15 protein-coding genes and 11 pseudogenes are annotated in these 22,966 nt (G+C 58.0%); 11 read left to right on the top strand and 15 right to left on the bottom strand.

Features of this window, described 5'->3' with window-relative positions; translation table 11 throughout:
* Positions 1-256 precede the first annotated feature (256 nt).
* A complete protein-coding gene (locus GGR33_RS24975; protein ID WP_183513523.1) occupies positions 257-535 on the top strand; it encodes a hypothetical protein in 279 nt (92 codons plus the stop codon).
* Between the two features lie 308 nt (positions 536-843).
* Here GGR33_RS24975 and GGR33_RS24970 read toward each other — a convergent pair whose 3' ends face one another.
* Positions 844-1,788, bottom strand: coding sequence for a hypothetical protein (locus GGR33_RS24970; RefSeq protein WP_183513519.1), 945 nt, complete (start codon positions 1,786-1,788; stop codon positions 844-846).
* A 65-nt stretch (positions 1,789-1,853) separates the two neighbouring features.
* Positions 1,854-3,086 carry a hypothetical protein gene (locus tag GGR33_RS24965; protein WP_183513516.1) on the bottom strand — a complete coding sequence of 411 codons (1,233 nt, stop codon included), beginning with the start codon at positions 3,084-3,086 and terminating at the stop codon, positions 1,854-1,856.
* A 127-nt stretch (positions 3,087-3,213) separates the two neighbouring features.
* Between GGR33_RS24965 and GGR33_RS24960 the strand changes: the two are divergent.
* Positions 3,214-3,306, top strand: a pseudogene (locus GGR33_RS24960) (IS3 family transposase); the annotation flags it as partial.
* A gap of 32 nt (positions 3,307-3,338) precedes the next feature.
* On the opposite strand, the pseudogene GGR33_RS24955 reads toward GGR33_RS24960, so the two are convergent.
* Positions 3,339-4,228, bottom strand: a pseudogene (locus GGR33_RS24955) (IS3 family transposase); the annotation flags it as partial.
* A 92-nt stretch (positions 4,229-4,320) separates the two neighbouring features.
* Here GGR33_RS24955 and GGR33_RS24950 point away from each other — a divergent pair.
* Positions 4,321-5,341 (top strand): annotated as a pseudogene (locus GGR33_RS24950) (IS110 family RNA-guided transposase).
* Positions 5,342-5,613: 272 nt separating this feature from the next.
* Here GGR33_RS24950 and GGR33_RS24945 read toward each other — a convergent pair.
* Positions 5,614-5,907: pseudogene (locus GGR33_RS24945) on the bottom strand (transposase); the annotation flags it as partial.
* Between the two features lie 63 nt (positions 5,908-5,970).
* On the opposite strand from GGR33_RS24945, the pseudogene GGR33_RS24940 reads away from it, so the two are divergent.
* A pseudogene (locus GGR33_RS24940) lies at positions 5,971-6,311 on the top strand (integrase core domain-containing protein); the annotation flags it as partial.
* Positions 6,312-6,522: 211 nt separating this feature from the next.
* Here the strand turns inward: GGR33_RS24940 and GGR33_RS24935 are convergent.
* Positions 6,523-7,218, bottom strand: a complete 696-nt coding sequence (locus tag GGR33_RS24935; RefSeq protein ID WP_183513511.1) for an alpha/beta fold hydrolase — start codon at positions 7,216-7,218, stop codon at positions 6,523-6,525.
* Between the two features lie 124 nt (positions 7,219-7,342).
* Between GGR33_RS24935 and GGR33_RS24930 the strand changes: the two genes are divergently transcribed.
* Together GGR33_RS24930 and GGR33_RS24925 are read left to right on the top strand one after the other, a co-directional pair.
* Entirely contained in the window at positions 7,343-7,507 is a 165-nt protein-coding gene (locus tag GGR33_RS24930) for a hypothetical protein (RefSeq protein WP_183513506.1), read from the top strand.
* The gene (locus GGR33_RS24925) at positions 7,504-7,680 is read left to right on the top strand and encodes a hypothetical protein (RefSeq protein ID WP_183513502.1); all 177 of its coding nucleotides are present in this window, start codon (positions 7,504-7,506) and stop codon (positions 7,678-7,680) included. The genes GGR33_RS24930 and GGR33_RS24925 overlap by 4 nt, the downstream gene beginning before the upstream one ends.
* Positions 7,681-7,904: 224 nt before the next feature.
* Here the strand turns inward: GGR33_RS24925 and GGR33_RS24920 are convergent.
* The 4 genes and pseudogenes from GGR33_RS24920 to GGR33_RS24905 all read right to left on the bottom strand — a co-directional run.
* Positions 7,905-8,543: pseudogene (locus GGR33_RS24920) on the bottom strand (integrase core domain-containing protein); the annotation flags it as partial.
* A 245-nt stretch (positions 8,544-8,788) separates the two neighbouring features.
* Positions 8,789-9,772 (bottom strand): IS110 family RNA-guided transposase, encoded by a 984-nt coding sequence (locus tag GGR33_RS24915; protein ID WP_183513496.1) that lies wholly within the window; start codon positions 9,770-9,772, stop codon positions 8,789-8,791.
* Between the two features lie 63 nt (positions 9,773-9,835).
* Positions 9,836-10,306 (bottom strand): annotated as a pseudogene (locus GGR33_RS24910) (transposase); the annotation flags it as partial.
* A 25-nt stretch (positions 10,307-10,331) separates the two neighbouring features.
* Positions 10,332-11,443, bottom strand: a protein-coding gene (locus GGR33_RS24905; RefSeq protein ID WP_183513484.1) for an IS3 family transposase whose coding sequence is annotated in 2 segments (ribosomal slippage) — positions 10,332-11,188 and positions 11,188-11,443 — 1,113 coding nt in all. Because the reading frame shifts where the segments join, the coding sequence is not laid out codon by codon here.
* Between the two features lie 221 nt (positions 11,444-11,664).
* On the opposite strand from GGR33_RS24905, the gene GGR33_RS24900 reads away from it, so the two are divergent.
* Positions 11,665-12,624 (top strand): class I SAM-dependent methyltransferase, encoded by a 960-nt coding sequence (locus GGR33_RS24900; protein ID WP_183513479.1) that lies wholly within the window; start codon positions 11,665-11,667, stop codon positions 12,622-12,624.
* A gap of 3 nt (positions 12,625-12,627) precedes the next feature.
* Here the strand turns inward: GGR33_RS24900 and GGR33_RS24895 are convergent, their stop codons facing one another.
* The 5 genes from GGR33_RS24895 to GGR33_RS24875 form a co-directional block, all read right to left on the bottom strand.
* Complete coding sequence (locus tag GGR33_RS24895; protein ID WP_183513475.1) at positions 12,628-14,262, bottom strand: glycosyltransferase family protein; 1,635 nt, start codon at positions 14,260-14,262, stop codon at positions 12,628-12,630.
* A 173-nt stretch (positions 14,263-14,435) separates the two neighbouring features.
* On the bottom strand, positions 14,436-15,413 hold the full coding sequence (locus GGR33_RS24890; RefSeq protein WP_183513463.1) for a glycosyltransferase: 978 nt from the start codon (positions 15,411-15,413) through the stop codon (positions 14,436-14,438).
* Between the two features lie 50 nt (positions 15,414-15,463).
* Positions 15,464-17,170, bottom strand: coding sequence for a glycosyltransferase 61 family protein (locus GGR33_RS24885; protein ID WP_183513458.1), 1,707 nt, complete (start codon positions 17,168-17,170; stop codon positions 15,464-15,466).
* A gap of 115 nt (positions 17,171-17,285) precedes the next feature.
* Positions 17,286-18,437, bottom strand: coding sequence for a DegT/DnrJ/EryC1/StrS family aminotransferase (locus GGR33_RS24880; protein WP_183513454.1), 1,152 nt, complete (start codon positions 18,435-18,437; stop codon positions 17,286-17,288).
* 19 nt (positions 18,438-18,456) lie between these two features.
* Positions 18,457-18,870, bottom strand: a complete 414-nt coding sequence (locus tag GGR33_RS24875) for a sugar 3,4-ketoisomerase (protein ID WP_183513450.1) — start codon at positions 18,868-18,870, stop codon at positions 18,457-18,459.
* A 315-nt stretch (positions 18,871-19,185) separates the two neighbouring features.
* Here GGR33_RS24875 and GGR33_RS24870 point away from each other — a divergent pair.
* Positions 19,186-20,265, top strand: a pseudogene (locus GGR33_RS24870) (IS630 family transposase).
* A gap of 333 nt (positions 20,266-20,598) precedes the next feature.
* Positions 20,599-21,200, top strand: a pseudogene (locus GGR33_RS24865) (transposase); the annotation flags it as partial.
* 22 nt (positions 21,201-21,222) lie between these two features.
* Here the strand turns inward: GGR33_RS24865 and GGR33_RS24855 are convergent.
* Positions 21,223-21,977, bottom strand: a protein-coding gene (locus tag GGR33_RS24855) for an IS5 family transposase (protein WP_183513433.1) whose coding sequence is annotated in 2 segments (ribosomal slippage) — positions 21,223-21,647 and positions 21,647-21,977 — 756 coding nt in all. Because the reading frame shifts where the segments join, the coding sequence is not laid out codon by codon here.
* A 60-nt stretch (positions 21,978-22,037) separates the two neighbouring features.
* Here GGR33_RS24855 and GGR33_RS24850 point away from each other — a divergent pair.
* Positions 22,038-22,370 (top strand): annotated as a pseudogene (locus GGR33_RS24850) (transposase); the annotation flags it as partial.
* A 16-nt stretch (positions 22,371-22,386) separates the two neighbouring features.
* A pseudogene (locus tag GGR33_RS24845) lies at positions 22,387-22,873 on the top strand (IS5 family transposase); the annotation flags it as partial.
* Positions 22,874-22,966: the final 93 nt, after the last annotated feature.

Here is a 22,966-nt window from a genome sequence, read left to right as displayed (position 1 = left end):
CCACATGGCGTGCCCGGTCTCCCACTTCGTCGTGGCGAGACAGTACGCCAGCGGCGACGTTTCCATCGCTGGCGGGCAAGCATCGAGCAGCGCGTTCAAGCCGTCGACCTGCTTCTGGGACAGGCTTCCGCCAAAGGGTGTCTTGCGCACGGCCACGTAAAAAGCCGCGCGATCCAGGCTCGCAACCATGCTATTTCTCACTATCGGAACCGAATCGCCGTCCTCGGATTGCGCATCAGTCCGAGGGGATGAGACGATGAGTGCTGAGTTTCAGCGGGAAGTTCTGGCGATCGTCCAAGCGGACGTACGCACCGCGCGCGCTTCGACTGGCGAGCAGGCGCGGGAGGCGGCTGAAGCCAGTCTAGCCAGCATGGTTGCTGCGCCGCACCGTGTCGAAGTGTTGAGCGATCCCTTGTGGCCCGAAAAGGCCGGCGTTTGCATAACCGGGCCAGTGATCACGGGAGGCTTCAACATCGCCCTGGTCATCAAACCCGAGACCGCAAAGCGGAACGCTCGTACTCACTCGGATGGCTGACCTACCGAATTGCAGTCGGGCGTTTGGAGCGACGGGACTTAAATTGAGCCGTCGCGGCCTTCCCTCACAGGTTCAGCGACGGCGGGCCGGATATCTTCCAGAGAATTGGCCGTTCGGCCCGCTCGATCGCTCGATCTCACTCGACCGGCTATGGTCTCAAGGTTTCCGAAAGCTGTAGCGGCTACGGTCCATGTATCGCCTCCAATTCCTGGTCGGAATAGGTGATGGCAGGTCGAGCTGTGATTGCCCCCCAGATTGCTCGACCTGCCTACAGCAGCGCCCGGCGTTGGCCGCTGGCTGGATCCCGATCAAATCCAGAAACACGAGAACGCTAAGAAGCCGCGTTGCTCGCCGTTCGTCCCAACGCGGCGCGGGTGACGGCGGGTCGAGCGGTTATCCTGCCCCACAGGCCGCTCGACCCGCTTTAAGCCTCGACCCGCTCCAGGTTCGCCGTCTGCACCGGAAACTGGATCGTCATTACCTGATCGTTCACGCCCATCAGGGTGGTGAGCGGGCTGAACTCGGGATCGCAGAGCATGACGGTGCCGACGTCGCCGACCATAACCTCGGGCGGGATGCTGGATCGGTTTATGATCCGCACACGCTCGCCGAGCTTGAACAGAGCGGCCGTCTGCCGGCGTTCGAACTCGGCGTGGAGATGATCGGAAATTGCCTCGGGCGTGTCGAGGGCGGTCTCTTCGACCTTGGTGTTGCGGATCATGATCATGCCGCACCTGCGGGAAGCGACCACTGGCCGGAAAGATCGCCTTCGAGATCCGGTCAGCGCGCCACAGGCTCTCGTCGACATCGGCGGCGGCGAAGCCGAACACATCCTTCAGCTGAAGCAGCTCGCTGCGTAGAACGTTGTTGGCGTATTCCCAGCGCTGCCATGCGATGAGGCCCTGCACTGAGCCGGAATCCTTCGCGGCAACCACCTTGGCCTCGGCCTCGGCGAAGCGCTGCCAGAGGATGAGCCCGACCCGCCAGTCGGAATTGGTGGGATTGTCGGGCACCACGACAGGCGGTGCCAGCGGCTCGTAGTCCGACAGCACGCCCCCCACATATTTGCAACGGCCCATGCGATCCGCGACGGCCTCGAAGATCTCGGGCTCGACGGAGATGCAGTCCGGCTGTTCGATATTCGAGCGGAATCGGCCTGTGACGATCCCGTCTTCGAGACGAAGCTGAAGGTGCTCGGGCGCCGAAAGGTCGCCGCCCAGATCGTCGGCCACGGAGGTATCGTCCACGCTCATAGGTTGATGCCTCCGACCTGCAAAATGGGCTGGGCGATCGGCCCCTGAGCCTGGACGCGCAGCAACTAGAGCTGCAGGCGGTACGTCGTGCCGGGCGTGAGGCCGTTCACCTGGATCATCGGGTTGAGCTTGCCTGAGCCGGTGTAGGCTACGGCCGGAAGCGTGATGATCTGCGAGCGGCCGACCGCGACCGTCGTCCCGCCTGCCGTGATGTTGGCGACAACAAGCCGGGCCTGGACATCGACCGCAACGCCAGACGAGTTCGTGAAATCCGCCGTGGCGTAGCCGAAGATCCTGGTCCCCGTGGCGACGAGGTCGACGCCCAGCGGGTTCGTACAGGCGTTGTTGTCAGTAAAGTCTGTCTTTGAGCCCTCGGCGGCAAAGCCCCTCGTCGGGTACAGGCCGCCGAAGTAGCTGCGCGCGCCAACGGCATCCACGAGCGTCAGCAGCGATCGGCCAACGGCGGTCGTGGCCAGTGCCGCGATGGCGGTCAGGTCGGCATCCGCCGGTTGCGCACCGAGGGTTTGCAGCGCGGTTGCCTGATTGGCGTCGTCAAGAAGCGTCTTGATGAAGTCCGAAATGCCGAGCGTCGGAAGTGCTGTCGAGGCATCCGCATCGTCGAGCAGAGTTTTGACGAAGGTCGACACGCCAAGGTTCGTCAGCGCGTTCGAGATCTGTGTCGCAGAAAGCCCCTGGGTCGCGATGTCGATGCGAGGGAAAAGCTCCGCGAACCGCGAATTCGTCAGCAGTTGTCCGAGCTGTGATCCGTTGAGCGACTGAACCGCATCGAAGCGCAAAGCGCCGCCGAGGCTTAGCGGTGTACCGTCCGCGCGTGTGTAGTCGTGGATGTGCCAATTGCCAGCGGGGTCTTGCGTAGCGTGACAGGTATCGCCGGCTCGCGTGGTGATGCTGGCGAGGGTCGGCAGCTTCAGCGACGTGGCGTTGTAAGTCAGCACCGAACCGCCGTCGGTGAAGGTGATCAGACGCTCCAGCTGCGCGCCCGGGCCGAACGAGCTGATGTTGGCCGACCCGGTGATCGTGACCTTCTTAGTTTTGACCGAGCCGAGATTGACGGTCGTCGCCGATGCCAAGGTGGCGGAGGCCTCGAGAACATCGACGCCACCGGTCGTCAGGTCCACGAGGACGGCATCGACCGGCGTACTGCCGTCGGGTGTCGCGCGGATGCCGAGCATTTCGATGCCGTTGAGAGTGCGCTGTTCGATCCAGGCCCAGGACCGGCCGGCGATGGCGTAGAGCAGCCGAGAGACAGCGCCAAGCGTGTCCATGCCGAGCGTCACGAGTCCCGACCCGGAGAACAGGTTGGTGACGGGGCTCGTCAAGCGCGCGAGCGTGTTGAGCACCTGTGTGTACGACGCAAACAGATACGAGGCGCCCGATCCCGTGAAGGAGAAGGCCCGCTCGTCTGCACTGCAGTACGGGCGCTACGGCTATCGTCGGATCACCGCGCTGCTCCGTCGCGAAGGCTGGACGGTGAACGTGAAGCGGGTCGCGCGCATCTTGATCTTCCCCCGATTTGACGGACACGAGGTCTAGCTCACATTCCGTTCGGGCTGCTCTGGGGTGATGTAGCCTAGAGCCGATTGGATACGCTGCCGATTGTAGTAACCTTCTATGTACCCGAACAGGTCGCGCCTGGCTTCGTCCCGGGTCGCCCGTCGTCGCTGATGAACGAGTTCGACCTTGAGGGTATGGATGAAGCTCTCCATCGGGGCATTGTCGTAACAGCAGCCCGTCCGGCTCATGAACGGCATCGCCTTCATGTCGGCAAGCTGCTTTCGATAGGCCTCGGCCGCGATTTGCTACCACGATCCGAGTGACAGATGAGCGCGGCGACCGGTCTCTGCCGTTGAGTGGCCATCATCAGAGCCGCCGAGGTCAGCTCGGTCCGCATATGATCGCGCATGGACCAGCCGACGATCTTGCGGGTTGCGAGATCGAGCACGGCGGCCAGGTAGAGCCAGCCCTGTCCGGTGGGCAGGTAGGTAATATCTGCTAGCCAGACCGTGTTGGGCAGTGTGGCCGAGAACTGCTGCTTCAGGAGGTTCGGCGCGATCGGCAGGTCGTGACGGCTGTCGGTGGTGCAGGGCCGAAACCGACGTCCCGCCAGGGCTCGGATGCCGTGACGCCGCATGAGGCGCTCCACTCGCCCGCGGCTGGCCGATCGGCCTTCTGCCCGCAGCGTGGCATGAATGCGAGGCGCGCCATAGCGCCTGTGATGCCCGGCATGAATGCGCCGAACGTCATCGAGCAGTTGACGGTTGGAGACCGACCGAGCGCTCTCGGGACGGGATCGCCAGCCGTAATAGCCGCTCGGGGAGACGTCGAGCACGCGGCACATGAGACGCACCGGCCAGGTGCTCGCATGCTGCTCGATGAAGGCGAACCTAACTTCGGCATCTCCGCAAAGATGCCGATGGCTTATGGGATGGCCCGCCTCTCACCGAACCGATGGTGGCATTCTGCTGCCAGGAACACGTGGAGGGATCTGGAATGGCAAAAAGTTCAATCGCGGTGCTGGCTATCGACCTCGGCAAGAACAGTTGCAGTCTCGTCGGCCTTGATGCGGCCGGTGCAGTGGTTCTGCGTCGTCGCGCACAGCGTGAGACGATCGTCGGCCTCACGGCCAAGTCGTCCGCTTGTGTCGTAGCGATGGAGGCTTGCTGCGGCGCTCATCACCTCGGGCAGCTGCCCGCCGCGCAGGGACATACCATCCGACTAATGTCGCCCGAGTACGTCCGCCCCTACGTCAAAGCGCAGAAGAACGACGACCGCGATGCCGAGGCGATCGCCGAGGCCACCACACGCCCGACGATGCGCTTCGTGCCCCTCAAGGGGCAGGAGCAACTCGATATGCAGAGCCTGCACCGCGTCCGGTCACGGCTGGTCGGCATGCGGACTATGCTTATGAACCAGCTCCGTGCGATTCTGCTGGAGCGCGGTCTCGGCTTCGCGTAAGGCCGGCGCAAGTTCGAGACGGCAGTCGGAGCTCTCCCAACGGATCCCGAGGTGCGGATCGGCGCACGCGTTCGGTCTCTCGTCGCCGACATCCGCGAAAAGTGGGCGAGCCTCGACGGTCGTATCGACGTTCTCGATCGGGAATTTTTTCTCGAATGCCCGCGCCGACGAAGCGGCACGTTGTCTGTTGTCGATCCCGGGCGTTGAGCCGATGACGGCCACGGCCCTGCGTGAAGCCGTCGACGATGGAAGCGCCTTCGCCTCCGCGCGCGATCTGCCGGCCTGGCTCGGCCTCGTGCCCCGGCAGCATACGACCGGTGGCAAACCGAAACTGCTCGGCATCAGCAAGCGGGGCAACGCCTACCTGCGTGGCCTCTTCATCCACGGCGCGCGCGCAGCGCTGGCCTCACTGTCCAAGGTCGAGGACGCGACCGGCCGATGGCTGCGCGGTCTGCTGGCGCGTGCGCACTACAACGTCGTGGTGGTCGCGCTCGCAGCCAAGCTCGCCAGGATCGCCTGGGCGACACTCCGGAAAGGAGTGAGCTTTGAGCGGCCGCCGCAGCTGGATCTCGCATGAGGCATCGAAAGAGGTCGACCTGAGCCGGACCGCGACCGCTCGGCGCATGTCCACGAGGTCTGCGGGAGGACAGTGAAGATGGCCTGACGATCGAGCGACGTTCCGGAAGCCTGGCAAAAAAAGCGGCCCAACTAAGCCGAATTGCTTATGAGGCCCGGTACGTGCGGCTCTCCATCTTGGCGGCGGCCACCGTGCTGACATGCCGGATACGTTTGTGCAAACCGATCACAGGCATCTTCATCGGCTACCTTGCAGACGGGGCGGGCCACACGTTTTTTTAAGACGTCGCGCTCCATGCGCGTTCGATCGAGTTCACGACGCAGGCGAGCGATCTCGGCAGCCTGATCGGATGGGGATGACATTGCGCTCGCCGTCGACGTCCCAGCTGATTCTGCTGCCCGCGGCGTCGGGGATCCGCCGATCTGTGCCGTACGCCACTGTCTCAGCATCGAGGGTTGGATCCCGAACTCGGCCGCGATCTGCATCTGTGGCCGGCCGCTGCTTTCCAGAAGGGCCACTGCCCCCTGTTTGAACGCGGGGGTGAACTCCCGTCTCGTCTTCGCCATCAAACACCTTCCCCGCTCGTAACGAGCGTATCAGAGGTGTCCGTGAAACCGAGGGAGGATCACGATGCTGTGGTCCGGCTTCGCGGGCGGCCTAAGAGCCTGCGGGTCGACAACGGGCCGGAATTTGCTGGGCGTATGCTCGACCAGTGGGCCTACCTGAACGGGGTCGAGATCGACTTCTCCCGACCGGGCAAGCCGACCGACAACGCCTATATCCAATCGTTCAACGGCCGCCTATGGGCGGAATGCTTGACGCCTCGTGGTTCCTGTCGCTGGCCGATACACGTGAGCGCATCGAGGAATGGAGGTGCCATTACAACGAAGATCGACCCCACACGGCCTTGGGCGGCTTGACGCCCCGAGCCTTCGCCAACCAAGCTGTCACAGCCCGAGAACTTGCATAGGCTTTGGACCAGAAACAGGGTCAAGCTCAGGCCGACGATACACTAACGTCGAACCTGGACCACCAGATGGGGGCAGGCCACGCCGCCGCACCGTGATCTTGGTGCTTCTCGCCAGCCTATTCGTCGGAGCGGGCGTTTTGCCGATGGTGTGGTGGACGTCGAGGGCGATCGGGCTTTGGTAGCAGGCTTTTCATCACTGAGCGTACCTCAGCTACTTGCCGACATGCTCTCTAAGCCAGGCGAAGATCGCCGCTGCGAGCGCATCAGGCCTCTCCATTGGGATCATGTGACCTGATCGTTCGATCACGACCATGGTCGACCCGGCGATGCCGGTATGAAGCTCCTCTGATTCTTCCAAGCTGCGAAGTGCGTCCCGGTCGGCCGCGACGATCAGGGTGGGGCACTTGATCGGCTCCAGCCTATAAAGATCGCTTTCACGAAACTGCGAAGTTTGCCGCCGATAGACCTCGATGCCGACTCGCTCGCTCATCGCACGAACGCGCTCGATGAGCGTATCGTCGCTCGCGCGGTCGGGGTGCAACGAGATCAGAATACCGGGGCGGCTGAACCCAGCGAACGGACGCGTCTCCATCATCTTGAGCGCGACCTCTTTCCGCCGCGTCTGTTGATGTGTGTCAGCACGGGCGGATGTAGCCACTAGGACGAGCGCCTCTACCCGTTCCGGCGCGATGCGGGCGATTTCACGCGCGATGTAACCACCCATTGAAAAGCCCACGAGGACGAACCTAGCCGGCGCATCTGCGACGACATGCTCTGCAGTCTCCGAGATCGTCGAACCGCGGGTTGTGTCGCCGAACGTGATCCTGCCTACAGCCTCCATTGCTGGCAGCATGTCGTCCCAAAGCGAGTCATCCGCCATAAAACCAGGGATCAGAACGATATTCATTGTTTGCAAGGTAAATTCCTCATGAAAACAAGCGCATCGCGATAACAGGCATGGAGGTCGATATGAGGGTCGCACAGTTGGTTTTGTTAAATTTGAAGGCGATCGAGCTGTGGTAGAGGCTCCCGTGACCGGCGGACCGAAATATTCGGGCGACGACACCGCTGCCGAACTGGAGCGGTTCGCCTTGCGCGCGGAGAGCTATCGTTGGGATGGCTTCGTCGGTCCGTCGGCGAGCATCGATCTGTACGTGGCAGCCATCAAGGCGCTGGCCGAGAAGCGGAAGCAGTGACCGACGACCGCTACGACGAGACCCCAGCCGACGCCTTTGATTGCTACGTTGCTGAGGCAGAGCGCCGGCTGCCGGCACGGACGTCGCCGGAGCGGTGGGGCGCGTCGACGATCATCCTGGTGGTCGTTGAGGTTGGTATCGTCGTGGTTGTGCGTGTGTGGTGGCTGCGGTGAGTTTCGACGGGTCAGTCAGTCATGAAACCGTTCACGCGAGAGCCGCTGCCGGATACGATGCATTCGATCCAGCATGATCGGCAGTGGCTATAGACGACAAGCGCACCTACCATCTCTACCGCGAGGAAGGGCTGTCGATCCGCTTGACGGTCCCCCGGAATTTGGTCCGGGCGAAGGGTGAGCTTCCGGACATTGTAAGCTTGACCCTGTTTCTGGTCCAAAGCCTATGCAAGTTCTCGGGCTGTGACAGCTTGGTTGGCGAAGGCTCGGGGCGTCAAGCCGCCCAAGGCCGTGTGGGGTCGATCTTCGTTGTAATGGCACCTCCATTCCTCGATGCGCTCACGTGTATCGGCCAGCGACAGGAACCACGAGGCGTCAAGCATTCCGCCCATAGGCGGCTGTTGAACGATTGGATATAGGCGTTGTCGGTCGGCTTGCCCGGTCGGGAGAAGTCGATCTCGACCCCGTTCAGGTAGGCCCACTGGTCGAGCATACGCCCGGCAAATTCCGGCCCGTTGTCGACCCGCAGGCTCTCAGGCCGCCCGCGAAGCCGGACCACAGCATCGAGCGCTTCGACCACCTGGAAGGCGGGGAAGTTCGCTCTCGGCGTGAGCGAGAGCGCCTCTCGCGAGTGGCAATCGACGACCCTCAGAATCCGGAACGGACGCCCGTCGAAGAGGCGGTCGGACATGAGCCGAAGGCGGCCGCGCAGCGACCAAGTCCATCGCCCAGACTTCACTCGGGCCGCCGATCGCCGGTCGGCCCTGACGGTAGCGCCAGGCCCGATTGCGCTTGGGCAGCTTGGGCCGGATCGAAAGCCCTTCGTCCCGGTAGATCCGGTACGTCCGCTTGTCGTCTAATTGATCAAGCCTTGAGCCAGGGTGCTTGTGTTCGATCTGCCTTACGCATCGTTGTCGTCTTCGAGGTCGGCACTGCGTGCCTCCTCAACATGGCGCCAGATCACAGGTCTCTCAATGTGATTCTCGTATTCCGGATGGTCACGAAGCGAACCCCGAGATGGCCGCACCCTGGCGGGGCGGCAGCTTTACAGCCGAACGCGATATCAGGCCATCGGGCCCACCTTCGGCTCGAAGGGGCGCTCGTCGATTCACATGCGATGAAGGATGACCGACGACTTTCGCGCCAGTGCGACGCGTGCCTTCCAGAAGCCAGATCTCCGACCAATCGCTGCTCCCCAATCCTTCAAGGCGAGCGGTAGTGAAATGCGCGACAGCATTGCGTTGGCAGCTTCGAAGAGAAGCTTACGCGACAGGCGATCCCCGCATTTCGAGATCCGGCCGTTGATGTCGACTTCGCCTGACTGATAGCGGCGCGGAGTCAGCCCGAGGTAGGCGCCAACATCCTGCGAACGTCGAAAGCGATGAGGATCCTCGATCGTCGTGACGAAGCTGATTGCAGTGATAGGACCCACGCCGGGCGTCGTCATCATAAGCCGGCAGATCTTGTTCTGACGAGCGACGCGCGCAAGCTGCTTTGCGATCTCATGACTGCGTTCCTGGATGGTGCCCAGGATGGATAGGAGTGTCTTGAAGAGCGAGTTCAGGACTGGATCGTCTGGAAGCTGCGCCTGGACATGCCGGGTGAAGGTTCCGCCTTTGCCCGGCCCGATCACGATCCCAAAGGTTTTTGCCAGCCCGCGGATCTTGTTGATCAGCGCCGTCCGCATTCCGACGAGCTGGTCGCGGGTGATGAGGAGGGCGCGTAAGCGATGGGTCTCGATCGAGCGCACGGCCACCGGCCGGTACCATCCCGAACGGACCAGGCGCGCCAGACCCAGCGCGTCATTCCGATCCGTCTTGTTCATCTGCAGCTTGAGAGCCGCCGCCGCATGCCTCGCGTGAAGGCAGACGATCGGTACGCCACGCTCATGAAGGGCGTGCCAGAGCCAAACCGTGAGAGGTCCCGTCTCGATCCCGACCTTCGTGACACTGGGAGCTCGCCGCTCCAGAACAGCAGCGATTACGTCGGGATCGGTCCGGGACGTTCCGGCCCATACACGCTCGCCCGCTTCATCGACGACGCAGATCGCGGTTTCCTTCGTCGAGACATCCAGTCCAACGTAAAAGCTCATCACACGTCCTCCTCTTCAGGGGACGACAGGCTACTGCGAGATGCTCGGTCCCGATTACGCCATGTGGTTCACCCCCCAGCCCTCTCGTCGCAACAGGATGTGCAGCCGCCGATAGCCGTAGCGAACCCGTGCTGCGGCAAGCTCCTTCAGCCGCATCCTCAGCGCGACCTGCGGGTCGGCGCGCTTCCTGTAGCGCTGGGACGAGCGGCCAAAGCCGGTGGCGTGACAGGCCCGACGCTCGCTGGTGTCGTAGGCTACCTGCAGGTGACCGGCGACCTCGCGGCGAACGGCGGGCCTCACCACTTTCGCTCGAGGACGTCCTGCAGCATGGAGCGGTCCAGCGTCAGGTCGGCGACCAGTCGTTTGAGCTTGGCGTTTTCGTCCTCCAACTGCTTCAAACCGCCGAATCTCTGGCACACCCATGCCAACGGACTGCATCTTCCAGCGGTAAAAGGTCGGCTCGGACACGCCCATCTTCCGGCAGACCTCGTCCACCGATGCACCGTTCTCCGCCTGCCGCAGGGCAAAGGCGATGACCTTGCCCCCCTATTGCCCCCGATCATAACCAGAGTCCGTTCTGGTTCTGGTCCTGTCTGGACCGGGTTGCGAACTCGTTTGGGGTGAGGCCGCCCAGGCTCGTGTGCGGCCGTTGAAGGTTATAGTCGATCCGCCAAGCCTCGACGATCCGGCGGACCGAGGGCAATCCTCGGAAGAGATGCTCGTTGAGGCATTCGTCGCGGAAGCGTCCGTTCAGGCTCTCGACGAAGCCGTTTTGTTGCGGCTTCCCGGGAGCGATGTAGTGCCACTCGATCCCACGATCCTCCTGCCAGTGCAGGATCGCGTGCGACGTCAGTTCGGTGCCGTTGTCGCTGACGATCACGAGTGGACGACCGCGAGACACGATGATCCGATCGAGCTCGCGAGCGACTCGTCGGCCCGACAGCGATGTGTCGGCAACGAGCGCCAGGCACTCCCGGGTGAAGTCGTCGACGACGACCAGCACACGGAAGCGCCGACCGTCCGCCAGGACGTCCGATACGAAGTCGAGCGACCAGCGCTGGTTCGGCTCCTGTGGCAGCGTCATCGGTGCCCGTGTCCCGAGAGCCCGCTTGCGCCCTCCGCGCCGCCTGACCGCCAGTCTCTCTTCTCGGTAGAGCCGGAAGAGCTTCTTGTGATTGAGGCTGGCGCCCTCGCGCCGCAGCAGGATGAGCAGTCGCCGATAGCCGAACCGCCGACGTTCGCCCGCGAGCGCTCGCAGGCGCGCTCTGATGCCCGCGTCATCCGGTCGGGTCGACGCATAGCGATGCGTTTTCGGCTCCAGGCCGATGAGCCCGCAGGCACGACGCTGCGAATAGCCCTTCTTCTCGATCGCCCAAGCCACGGCCGCTCTCCGTGCGCCGGGCGTCAGAAGTTTTTTCCGAGTGCCTCACGGAGCGTCGAGACGTCCAGCATAGCCTCCGCCAGGAGCTTCTTCAGACGACGGTTCTCGTCATCGAGTGCCTTCAGCCGCCTAGCGTCCGAGACCTCCATCCCACCAAACCGTGATCGCCACGTGTAAAACGTCGCGTCGCTGATCCCGTGTTTCCGGCAGATCTCGGCAACAGGCACGCCAGCCTGCTGCTCCTTCAAGATGCCGATGATCTGCTCCTCGCTGAACCGGCTCTTCCTCATCGTCCGTCTCCTGATCGACGGATCCTAGCTTCAGAACGAGGGCATTTCAGGGGGCAAGGTCACCACCCATCCATTTTAATATGATACAATTTGAATCACCTGGTAGAAACGGGCTCTCGCTGATATTCCAAAACCTTTCCAGAAAAACCTAGGGCGGCCGCGAAAGGCTTGCCTCGCGGGGCCAAACCTGCTTGGCTTTCCGTGCCAAAAAGGAGCGAAACGTGATTTCAAAACTCGAAGATAGCTGGTGGTACTACACTGTAGAGAAACCCGACAGAAGCTTTTTCAAAGGAGTCTACAATGACGATATGATTTTATTGCCGCGGAAAAATCTTTCGAAAATAGACCTCAAGGGACGTAAGGTTGCTGACATTTGTACAATGGAAGGGTTGATTCCTACCATCATGTGCAAAAGTGGAGCTTCAACTGTTGTGGCGGCCGACTCGGCGCGGCCGTCGGTTTTAAAAGATCCGGGTGTCGATACGATAGAGATGAACCTGCGTAAAATTGACTACATAAAAAACCTTCACGGTGTTGATTTTTATTATGAAGAAATACCAGAGAAAGTACCGGCTTACGCTCATCTTCTTGGCAGAAACACGGGGCAGTTTGACCTAGTAAATCTATCAGGACTGCTTTATCATGTCTATTCGCCGATGCACTGGATAGGCTCCATCCGGCCCCTAATACGAGATGGAGGTCTTGCGATCATTTCGACTAATGTTACCCTCGATCCAACGCATATAATGCAGTTCAATCAAAAAGGTGAACTGCAGATGAATTTGACTACTTACTGGTATATTTCTGTCCCCCTCTTTGATTACATGCTGCGTTATTTTCGACTCCGACCCATACGATGTGAGTACATGAAGAACAATGGTCACGAATATTATATGAGTGTGATTTGTCGTGCAGAAGAGGGTGTGATTGCTGATCCTGACGATGGATGGATGGAAAACTCAGCTTTCCACTCGTGGGATTCCATCTGGTACGGTGGTCTTGATATGACCGGAAAAGCTGAAAAGTCTGACATACGCTTTAAAGATGGAAAAGAGATAGACGAACGTTCAGGGAAAACGGATCGCGTGGACCTGCTAGAATTCACTCGTCGAAATCCTGCTCATCTGTACACCGGGAACCATGAGCATACGGCAGTACTAAGATTGGACGATATTGAATAAAAGTTATGCGGTCCGCCAATGGCGGGCCGCCCACTCCCTCACTCTATTTGCGCCAATTAGAATAATCGATCCCCGTCCATCGTCTGGGTTAATGGCTTGTGAAGCTTTCTTGTTGCTCAAGTCTAAGTATTGCAGCGTTCGCTCCCGAAAACTGAAACCGGTAGCAACTAACGCATTACACTTTTTAACGCAATCCAGGCGCTCTTCTTCATTGTTTAGATAATAATTACATTTGGTCCGTAAATCGGCTAAATCCGTAAAAGTTACAATCGGCGACGTTTTGCCAAACAATTTTTCCATATCGGAGTCAGGTACATCCTTCGTGATTAGCAAACTTTTGGACGCAAGAATGTCAAGAATTCGGTACTGCATCCCGGTTGCAGCTTGCGATTGTGGAAAATTAATCGAAATTTTCGATTGATCATAAATCGCACATAGTTCGGCATGCCGCTGCAATCCGCTACCGGATCGATAAGAGTAGGCTACGGCAGGTAAGAACGTTGATGCAGTCCGCCAGCGCTTGTTTCCGAACACGCGCAGACCTAACGGGGCTAGTATATCCACGGTTGCGAGACGGGTTCCGTTTGTGACAATGTTTTGAAGTTGCATTTCCAAATACTGAAAATCCCATGAAGCCCACGAGCACAAGATGTGCGCTGCCTCCTGAGTAATACAGTCGTCGCCGATTTTTCCTGTACGCTCGATGTCTGATAAGCAACGTTTAACGAGTTCTAAGCCTCCCGGGAGGTCGGGGATACGCGCCATGAAACTGTCGACATTATGATCTCCTACTAAGCTAGCAATCCATGAGATAGTGATTGAGTCTTCGCCGGCAGAGGGCTCGCGACGCGTGATTTGAGTAGCCGCTGGCAGAAAGGTCGCCAAAGTCCTGTGGCCCAAAGAGAACTCTAAATCACTAACCAAGGACGTGTAGATCGGAGCTACATGTATAGGGAGCCTAAAGACTTCGGCTCCTCCATCGTCCATGTGATCGAACAAATGATGTCTGCTGTCGACGACGATAGAAACGATAACACAATCAAGTCCATCTACAGTATCTGGAGTTATTAGCGCATTGTTAAACGAGAATGCGAAATCATAATCTTGCGACTTCACGAATGCTTTAAGATCCTTCGTTGTGAGATCTTCTCGAAAACCCTTAGGGCCGCCCTCTCTGGTGAATTGATTTCCTATGTAAACATCAACGTCAATCCCAAGACTAGAGATACTCGAAACTACCTCTCGCATATAAGCGTCTAAGCGCCATTCACCATTCCATGCATAACCGAAGAATGCCAATTTCTGCTTCTTGGAGCCCGATCTCGCGTGGATCAAGTGTAGAATTGCGTCATTTGCGTCACTGCCTTCTATTTCGTTCATTTCCGAGTACCAGTGGGCCGAAAACCCAGGGGCTACCTCTCGGCCTTCCGGTGCCCCATGCTTAATTGCATGAAGCAAGGGATGAACTTGAGCCTGGGCTACATCTGGGTTATGTCGTAAATAATAATCGGGATCGAAACCTATGACATTTGGATCTTTGTCCAAGAGCTGGAACGCGCGCCGCGCCAAAGGATGAAGACCCTTCACTGCGGAACGGAGGCGCAAAGCTGCGCCGCCTTTCGAGAATAAGTTCGCCATACTTTCCTTCATCGCTCGAACAAACTTAATAAAAACCTGTATGTCGCCTCGTACAACGAGCCGCCTTATATTGATATCATAATATTCTCATTGACACTCTCTCTCAAGGATTATGTACTGACCAAGCCGCATCACTGTAACTCGGGACGAGGGCCAAGCAACATTACGAGTACTTAGTCAGCGTTCCGTCGGAGAGATAGCATCTCGTTGAAGATCACCGGCATCGTCAAACCGACGGATGTTGCTGTTTCGCGCGTTTGCGCATCGTCTTTCAGGATGTCGATTAAAATTTCGAAAGCCATATTTGAAACGGCATAATGCCGATGGTATAAATAAATTAGAGCTTTGGCGAGAGCCGTCTCACCAAAAGAATCGCCGAATTGAAATGGAATGTACTTACCAAAATGTTTTCGGAGCGACGGCATGTCCAGGTCGTCAAAAAAACGACGCATAATATAATCCTCTTCAAATAGAATACGATTCATGTACACTTCACTCGATAAGTTCCTGCTTTTGGTAAGCCGCCGGTAGGCCGTTAATCCGTCGCAGATTACGTCTAAACGGAAGCCTTTCTTGAGACAACGTATCCAATACTCGAAATCTTGCAGTTGAATAAGACCCGGATTGAACGGACCGACTTCTGAGAACGTTGACTTGCGCATGAAAGCAGACGGAGCACACAAAAAATTTTTGTCGAAAAATAAAACATCAAGCGATACCTGTAGATTTTGGCCGCCTTCTCGACGCGAGAAAGCAGGATAAGCAGCGTTCGATAGTGGCAAACCATTTTCATCGATCAGCAGAGGGACGTCGAAGGCGATATCAGTATATCCGCGCGAAACCAGATCGTGCTGTCGAGATATGCGATCTGGCAGGGCGACGTCGTCACCGCCCAATAAGGCGATGTACTCCCCACTAGCCGCCTCAATACCAGCATTTGCTGCTAGGCTTGGCCCGCGGTTATCCTGAACGATCAGCTTTAGCCGAGGGTCGTCGATGTTGCTCACGAGCGTCGAGCTACCGTCGGTCGAGCCGTCGTCCACCGCAATGACTTCTATGCCATCAAAATTTTGGTCCAAGGCACTTCGAATAGCCCTCTCGATAAAAGGCCTTTGCTGGTAGAAGGTGACTATGAAGCTGACGATCGGCACTGTTTTTCTCATATGGTGCGATTTAGATCGCCTAATTTTGTATGGAGAAACTAACTATGACGACTATGGCTCAACGTTCCAGGAGCCGCGGTCATTCTCTCTATCATAAATTTTAAGTCGTCGAGGGGAAGAAGCGGGCGAGATCCAAGGCTCGTTTCCTCGTCGGCCGCGCGGCCAAAACTTGCCTTGAAAACGTGAATGGTACTGAATTCGGCAATGGTGTGTCCTAATGGGGTATTGGCGTAGTCATGGCGGCGAAGGCCTTCGATGACTAAAATCTGCGATCCGGGTTGACACCAAAGAGCGTTGGCAAATTCGTAGCCCGCGTGCAAAATGACGAGCGCAGAACTATAAAAAAGTCGGACCTGGACTTCGAAGGAAAGTTCATCAACATCGAGAATCTCAAAACCGCAGTCGACTAGGGCAGCGCAGACCTCCGATTCGTTTGCAAGGCGCTGAGAGCGGTCGGTTGGTCTAATATACATTCGTCTAGTACGAAGAAAGTCAGATTTGATTGTGCTTGATACAATTTGTTCTCGCACAAAACGTAATAATGGCACGTGAAATTGCAAATCTAGTCCGCCGGGTTGAGCGCTGGAGTAAAGATCTACAGGGCAGTAAATCATATCCGTATTGTAGGATAAATCAGTATCCAGCTCGATGATTGGACGGTCCAGGCCAATAACGGCTTGGAGAGCAGTCCTAGACCTCAGGTCTGTGAAAGCTGGTACGAGCAACGGTATTTGCAGATCTATATTATACAGTTTGATAAAAATACTAATAGGTAGTATTTCAGAAATAAAACTGAAGAAGCCATCACGACTGGCACTCGATATGTAAATACCTTTAGGGATAAAGGTGCGGCTTGCTCTTCTAAATTTAGCGATTACTAAATCGTCGGAGACCCAGACGTTTTGAGATCCGGAACTCAAGCAATCGTCAATACTTGAAGACCAAAACGGGATTGGAATAAACGTGTCTTCGACAATTAACGAAGGTAGTCCACCGACGATTGTAGCCTGGAGCACTGAGACAAAGTCTCGCTGACCGGATACCTGAAACAGCCTCATTAAATCGGCGTCGCGCGACGCGTGGCACTCAGGGCGAGCTAATACCGATGCTTTCTGATCTATGAGTGTTCTCATATTTTGTAGGCGAAATATTTCGGTATAAAGCAATTCCCCGTCAAGAGGCAGGAGCTGCTGACGCCAGTCGAGTAGTCGGATTGCCTTAATCGCATTGCCGGACTTCGCAAATTTTCTAAAGGCGGCAACTTCGTCGAACGGGTTAGGAGATCTTTTCTCGTGTATGCCGTGTGCAACAAAGTGAACAAGCGGGTTGATTCCCGCCTCTAAGACATCAGGATTGTTGCGCAAATACCAAGAGGTATCGAACGCTAGGCTAGGCGAATAACCGAGGTGTGCGCCCACTCTTAGATAATGAACGAGTGGATTGACGCGCAGAGCGTCAACATCAGGATGATGAGTAAGATACCAAGTGCCATCAAATAACGGATGCGGCGAATGCCAACGAGCCGCGTCTTCTGTTAGATAATGGACGCGCAAATCCATTTTAAACGTCGCCGCCTTGGGCCATTGTTTACGATACCAAGCCTCGTCGAATAGTGGTCGGATCAGTATCATTTCTTCGTTCAGTTCCGACGATACAAAGCGGTGCCTTTTTAAACCCCAGAACCTGGGAACTCTCAAGCGCCCGAGTACCGAAAGGATGCGGGTCGCAAAATAACCCGAAAACATTAAGCGCACCTTTCCCCATACGGCGCAAACTAACATACTACACCAACCCGAATCTATTGCAAAAATAATATTACAGTAAGTACCGTACCAGTATTCCAAATTAGCAATATAAAGATCAGTCGACGCAATTGTTTGCTTGATTTCTAGGTGAGCTTTCTAAATGAGAACATACTTCGAGCACCGCTGCGATGACCTGTTCCACCATCTCGTCGGACATGCCCGGCCACATTGGAAGACTGAGAACGCGGTCCGCAATTGTCTGGGAAATGCTAAATTTATTAGAAAATTTATGCTCTTTGTATGCATCCTGGCTAAAGCATGGCACAGGATAGTGGATCAATGTTGCAATACCGCGTTGTTCTAGCCCGGCCTGCAGCGCGTCCCTCTTCGGTGATTGCACTACATACAGATGCCAAACATGCTCGTCTCCATCATCTGCCGGAGCCGGAAGTACAAGGTCCGGACATTCGCTTAAACCTTCCGCGTAACGCGAAGCGATGCTTCGACGTAATGCGTTCTGTTCGTCCAGAAAACGGAGCTTAGCACGAAGGAATGCAGCCTGAAGTTCATCGAGACGGGAATTCGTGCCGATAATTTCATGGACGTATTTTTGCTGCGACCCGTAATTCCGGAGCATTCGGACGCGGCGGGCGAACTCGTCATCGTTCGTCGTTATTGCTCCCCCATCTCCCAACGCACCCAGATTTTTTGTCGGGTAGAAACTGAATGCGGCGGCCAAGCCAAGGCTGCCAGTGCGTTGTCCGCGATAAATTGCACCGTGGGCTTGCGCCGCGTCCTCGATGACTGGAATACTATATTCTCTCGCGATCTGTACCAAATCGTCGATAGGCGCAGGGCGTCCATACAAATGTACAGCTAATATAGCTTTTGTCCGTTCTCCAATGCTCTTGCGGACTGCGTCGGGGTCGATATTGTAAGTTGTTGGATCGACTTCGACCGGCACCAGTGTCGCTCCTACCTGATCTATCGCCAGCCAGCTCGCGATAAACGTATGCGCTGGTGCAATTACTTCGTCGCCCGGACCGATATCGAGAGCGCGTAGGATTAGCGTGAGTGCATCAAGCCCATTGCCGACGCCTATCGCGTGTCGAACACCGCAGAAGCGGGCGTATTCCGTTTCAAAGCTAGCAACCTCTTTCCCTAGTATGTAATATGAACTCTCAAAAACGCGGCGAAAAGCATCTTCAAGCATCGACTGGGTATCGTGATGTATTTTTTGTAGAGAAAAAAAAGGAACGCCGTGCATGGTGCTTCTCTCGACTAATTTATTGGGATTTCTGCAGGTGCTTCTGCACGAACAAATCAAAATTATCTTTATCGCGAATATATTCTTCCTCGTCGTATTTAGCCGAAGCCAATACTAAGCAAACTGAACCAGCCGAGAAATTCTTTATAATTCGCCAAACACCGGGACCTATGTACAAACCTTGGTCTGGTCTATTTAATTGCAATACGTCTGTATTGGTTCCGTCAGTAAGTTCAACATCAAAACTACCTGAGACTGGTATGTAAATTTGCTGTAGCTGGGTATGGGCATGACCGGCCCGGACCGATCCGCTAGGAATGTCATATAGATAATATACGCGCGCGATTCGGAAAGATATATCCTCTTCGCCTTCGATTGGCGTGAGATTGCCGCGACTGTCGAATATCTTCCGAAAATTTATAAGTTTCCACATCAGGCTTATGCTCCATATTTGTAAGAATACGCATTTGTATCTAGTACCGTTTAAGGCAAAAATTGATTTCCCCTAAAACGTTACTTGAGGTATCTGGGCGCTTTCGGAAATTAAGGTGCTATTGAGCTTTTTTTGAGCTGCCTGGGAATGCTGCGGGATCAGGATTTTCGCCCTGGGTTCGCGGATGTGTAGGCAATCCTTCGGTTCAGGTCCAGCGCACGGCAGTCAGCGCATTGTTTCGAACTAGTGGCTGAAATCTGGCAGGAGAGTCGGTCTGGGGTTTCGGCTTCGATTGTGTGATGCGAGTCTGTTGGGATGCGGCACGGCATCTCGATCACCCACACACCTACGGATCGCGACCGGCTCACGGCGATCGTCGGGGACCGGAACATCGCGCAGAAGTATGTCTGGCGGGCGCGCATCGTGCTGCTGAGCGCGGATGGTCTGGGCACGCACGCGATCATGGGCGAGGCCGGCGTATCCAAGACGGCGGTCTGGCGCTGGCAGGAACGTTATTCTCAGGAGGGTGTCGAGGGACTGCTGCGGGACAAGACGCGACCGGCGCGCATCCCGCCGCTCGGGTTAGTGGTGGTGGACTGCGTTGTGGCTCTTACGCAGGGCGATCCTCCCGGAGAGACGACGCATTAGACGGCGGTGGCCATGAGCAAGGTGGCGGCCATCAGCGTCTCATCGGTCCAGCGCATCTGGCGTGGGCACGGCCTGCAGCCGCATCGGGTCCGCCAGTTCAAGCTCTCCACCGACCCAGCCTTTGCGGCCAAGCTGTGTGATGTCGTCGGGCTCTACGTCGACCCGCCCGCTCATGCCGTCGTGCTCTCGGTCGATGAGAAGTCCCAGATCCAGGCGCTCGCCCGCACGCAGGCCCCGTTGCCGATGAAATCGGGCCAGCCAACGACCCGCACCCACGACTACAAGCGCCACGGCACGACGACGCTATTTTCCGCTCTGAACGTGCTGGAGGACAAGGTGATCGGACGCTGCATGCAGCGGCACCCCCATCAAGAGTTCATTCGCTTCCTCAATACGATCGAGGCGGCCGTGCCAGCCGGCAAGGTCGTCGATGCGATCCTCGACAATGATGCGGTTCACAAGCACCCCAAGTTGCGCGCCTGGCTCGACCGGCACCCGCGCTGGACCTTCCACTTCACCCCGACCTCGGCCTCCTGGCTCAATGCCGTCGAAGGCTTCTTCGCCAAGCTCACGCAGCGGCGGCTACGACGAGGCGTGTTCCGATCGTTGGTCGACATCCAGGCCGCAATCAAACGCTTCGTGGCGGAGACCAACAGCCGACCAAAGCCCTTCGTCTGGACCTCCGATCTGGATCGCATCATCCGAGCCGCGAAGCGTGGGCACCTAGTGTTAGACTCGCACCACTAGCCTTATAAAGCTGCTGAGGTTTTTCGGTTCATTCCGGACCCATGATATAAAGTTCGGGCCGAAGTAAGGCATTGTGTAGCATATGGTTTTGTGATCCAGCGCTGCCGTTTTGCAGTGTGGACGCGGCGATGGCTGACCTGTTCCGGCGCTCGGACGGATAGTGAGCGGTGATGGCCCCGTTCATGCCCAACGATCAGCCCGGGCCGGAGCAGAAGGACGACCTGCAGATCATCTGAGGCATCCTGCGCTAGAGCCGTTCCCCCTCAGATTGAGTCGGGGGTAGCAGTGCCTGCCGCATTCTGATTCGATGGTCGGCGGTCGCAGGAGAGCGTCATGCCGTCAGCTTTGTTGGTCGATCTGCGTGAGCGTGTCATCGAAGCGATAGAAGCAGGATCCTCGCGGCAGCATGCGGCCGAGCGCTTCGGTGTCGGTAAGGCCAGCGCGATCTGTTGGCACGCGCGCTTCCGGGATGCGGGTGAGATCGCGCCCAAGCCCGCAGGTGGCGACCGGCCTCCGCCCGTCATCGAGGCTCATGCGAGACGATCCTGGAGATCTGCCGCAAGCATCTGCAGATCTTCCTCCGGGAACTGCGCGACACCGTGGCCGAGCACAAGCGGGCTGTGGCGGTTCTTCGGTCGTCATGGCTTCACCCGTAAGAAGGGCCTCTTCACGCAGACGAGCAGCAACGCGAAGACATAATGGCAGCCCGTGAGGCGTGGCTCGACGGCCAACTCGATCTCGATCCGGACAGCCTCCTCTTCATCGACAAGACGGCGGCCGCCATCAACATGGTGCGGCCCTATGGTCGATCCCCACAGGGTGAGCGCTGCCGTATCTCCGCTCTGCACGGAAATTACAAAACCACCACGGTCACCGCCGCCCTGCGTACGAGCGGCCTCGTCGCCACCACCGTGTTCGACGGAGCGACGAACGGCTAGCGCTTCCTAGGCTCCGGACTCATAACCAGTAGCTGACGATTGCTGCGATGCAGATGGCGGCGAGATAGTTGCTGGCTAGACGGTCGTAACGGGTGGCGATGCGGCGGAAGTCCTTCAGGCGGCCGAACATGCGCTCGATGGCATTGCGGCCGCGATAGAGCACGGGCGAAAAGCACGGCTTCCAACGGCGGTTAGCCTTGGGCGGGATGTTGGGCGCAGTTCCAGCCGCCTCGATCTGCCGACGGATGGCGTCGCTGTCGTAGCCCTTGTCGGCGAGCAGGATCGAACAGGCCGGGAGGCGTTCCAAGAGCAACGCACCCGCCGTACAGTCAGCCATCTGTCCTCCGGTCAGCAGGAAGGCGAGCGGGCGTCCGAGCCGATCGATGAGCGCGTGGATCTTGGTGGTGCGCCCACCACGCGAGCGACCGATGGCTTGGGTCTGCTCCCCCCTTTGCCCCCGGCGGCGCAACGGTGTGCCTTCACCGCGGAGGAGTCGATCAGGACTTGCGCCGGCGGCCCCCCGGCGTGCGCGAGTGTCTCGAACAATTCGACCCAGACGCCCTTCTCTGCCCAGCGCACGAAGCGATTGTAGAGCGTCTTCTTCGGCCCGTAGATCTCACGCGGTGCGTCCGGCCAGCGGCCACCGCTCTTCAGCTCGTGGACGATCCCGCTGATCACCCGCCGATCATCCACGCGCTCCCTGCCCCGCGTGTCCGTCGGCAGGTGCGATGAGATCTTCGCAAACTGCTCGTCCGTCAGCCAAAAATGATCCATCCGCTCCTCCATCGAGAGCACGGAATCGCACTGCTTCCAGCCAAGCCAAACTTATGGGTCCGGACCCTAGCTTACGTCACCGATACCCTGGTCCCGCGGCTGAAGCGCGGCGACAGAGTCATTCTAGACAACCTGAACGTCCACAAGGTGGTTGGCGTGCGGAAAGCCATCGAGTCGGCCGGCGCACGCTTGCTCTACCTCCCTTCCTACAGCCCGGATTTCAACCCGATCGAACAGGCCTTCGCCAAGCTGAAGGCACTTCTGCGGACAGTTGCCGCGCGCACTGGGCCAGACCTTTGGGCCGCCATCCGAGAAGCCTTCAAGGCCTTCCATCCTCGCGAATGCCGAAAATATGACGCCGCCGAGCCATACGATGCCTTCGACCCAATATGAACGGAAACGGCTCTAGCTCACCTCGGGTTGCTGCTGGCGTGACTGCCCTCCGCGTATGGGGCTCGCACCACCGTCTACAACCGCTTCAACAGATGGCCCGGAATGCTTTCTGTAGGAGGATGTTGGCGGCCCTTGCCAAGGCTGGCTGTTCGCGCGTGGCGGCTCCCATCGACAGCACCTACGTGCAAGCGCATTGCTCGGCGCTTGCGGGAAAGCGGGGCGACAGCGCAGGCCATTCGCCCGTCGCGCGGCGGCCAGACGACCAATGTCCACCCGCACAGTGATTTCCTCGGCCGGCCCGGCGTCCTCCTGGTGACGCCGGCAACGCCAGCGATGTCAACGCCGCTCCGGCGGTCCCGACCGACGTGCCCGGCCGAATCCGCCGCCTGAGCGCCGAAAAGGGCTACGACGCCGATTGGCTGCGCGCCGACCTACGCAAGAGCGGCATCACGCCGATCATCCCGGGCAAACGCGGCCGCAAGAGCAGGATCCGTCACAACAAGTGAACCGCGCCGGGTTTCCCGGAGGCCATTTTGGTTTGGGTCAGGCGGCCAAGGGTTGTACCTCGGTCTGGGCAAAGCGCGCTTCGGGTTCGG

It is taken from the genome of Methylobacterium brachythecii, from assembly GCF_014196345.1.
Taxonomy (GTDB): domain Bacteria; phylum Pseudomonadota; class Alphaproteobacteria; order Rhizobiales; family Beijerinckiaceae; genus Methylobacterium; species Methylobacterium brachythecii.
The sequence above is the reverse complement of the archived record's forward strand: the minus strand, read 5'-3'. Positions and strand labels throughout refer to the sequence as shown.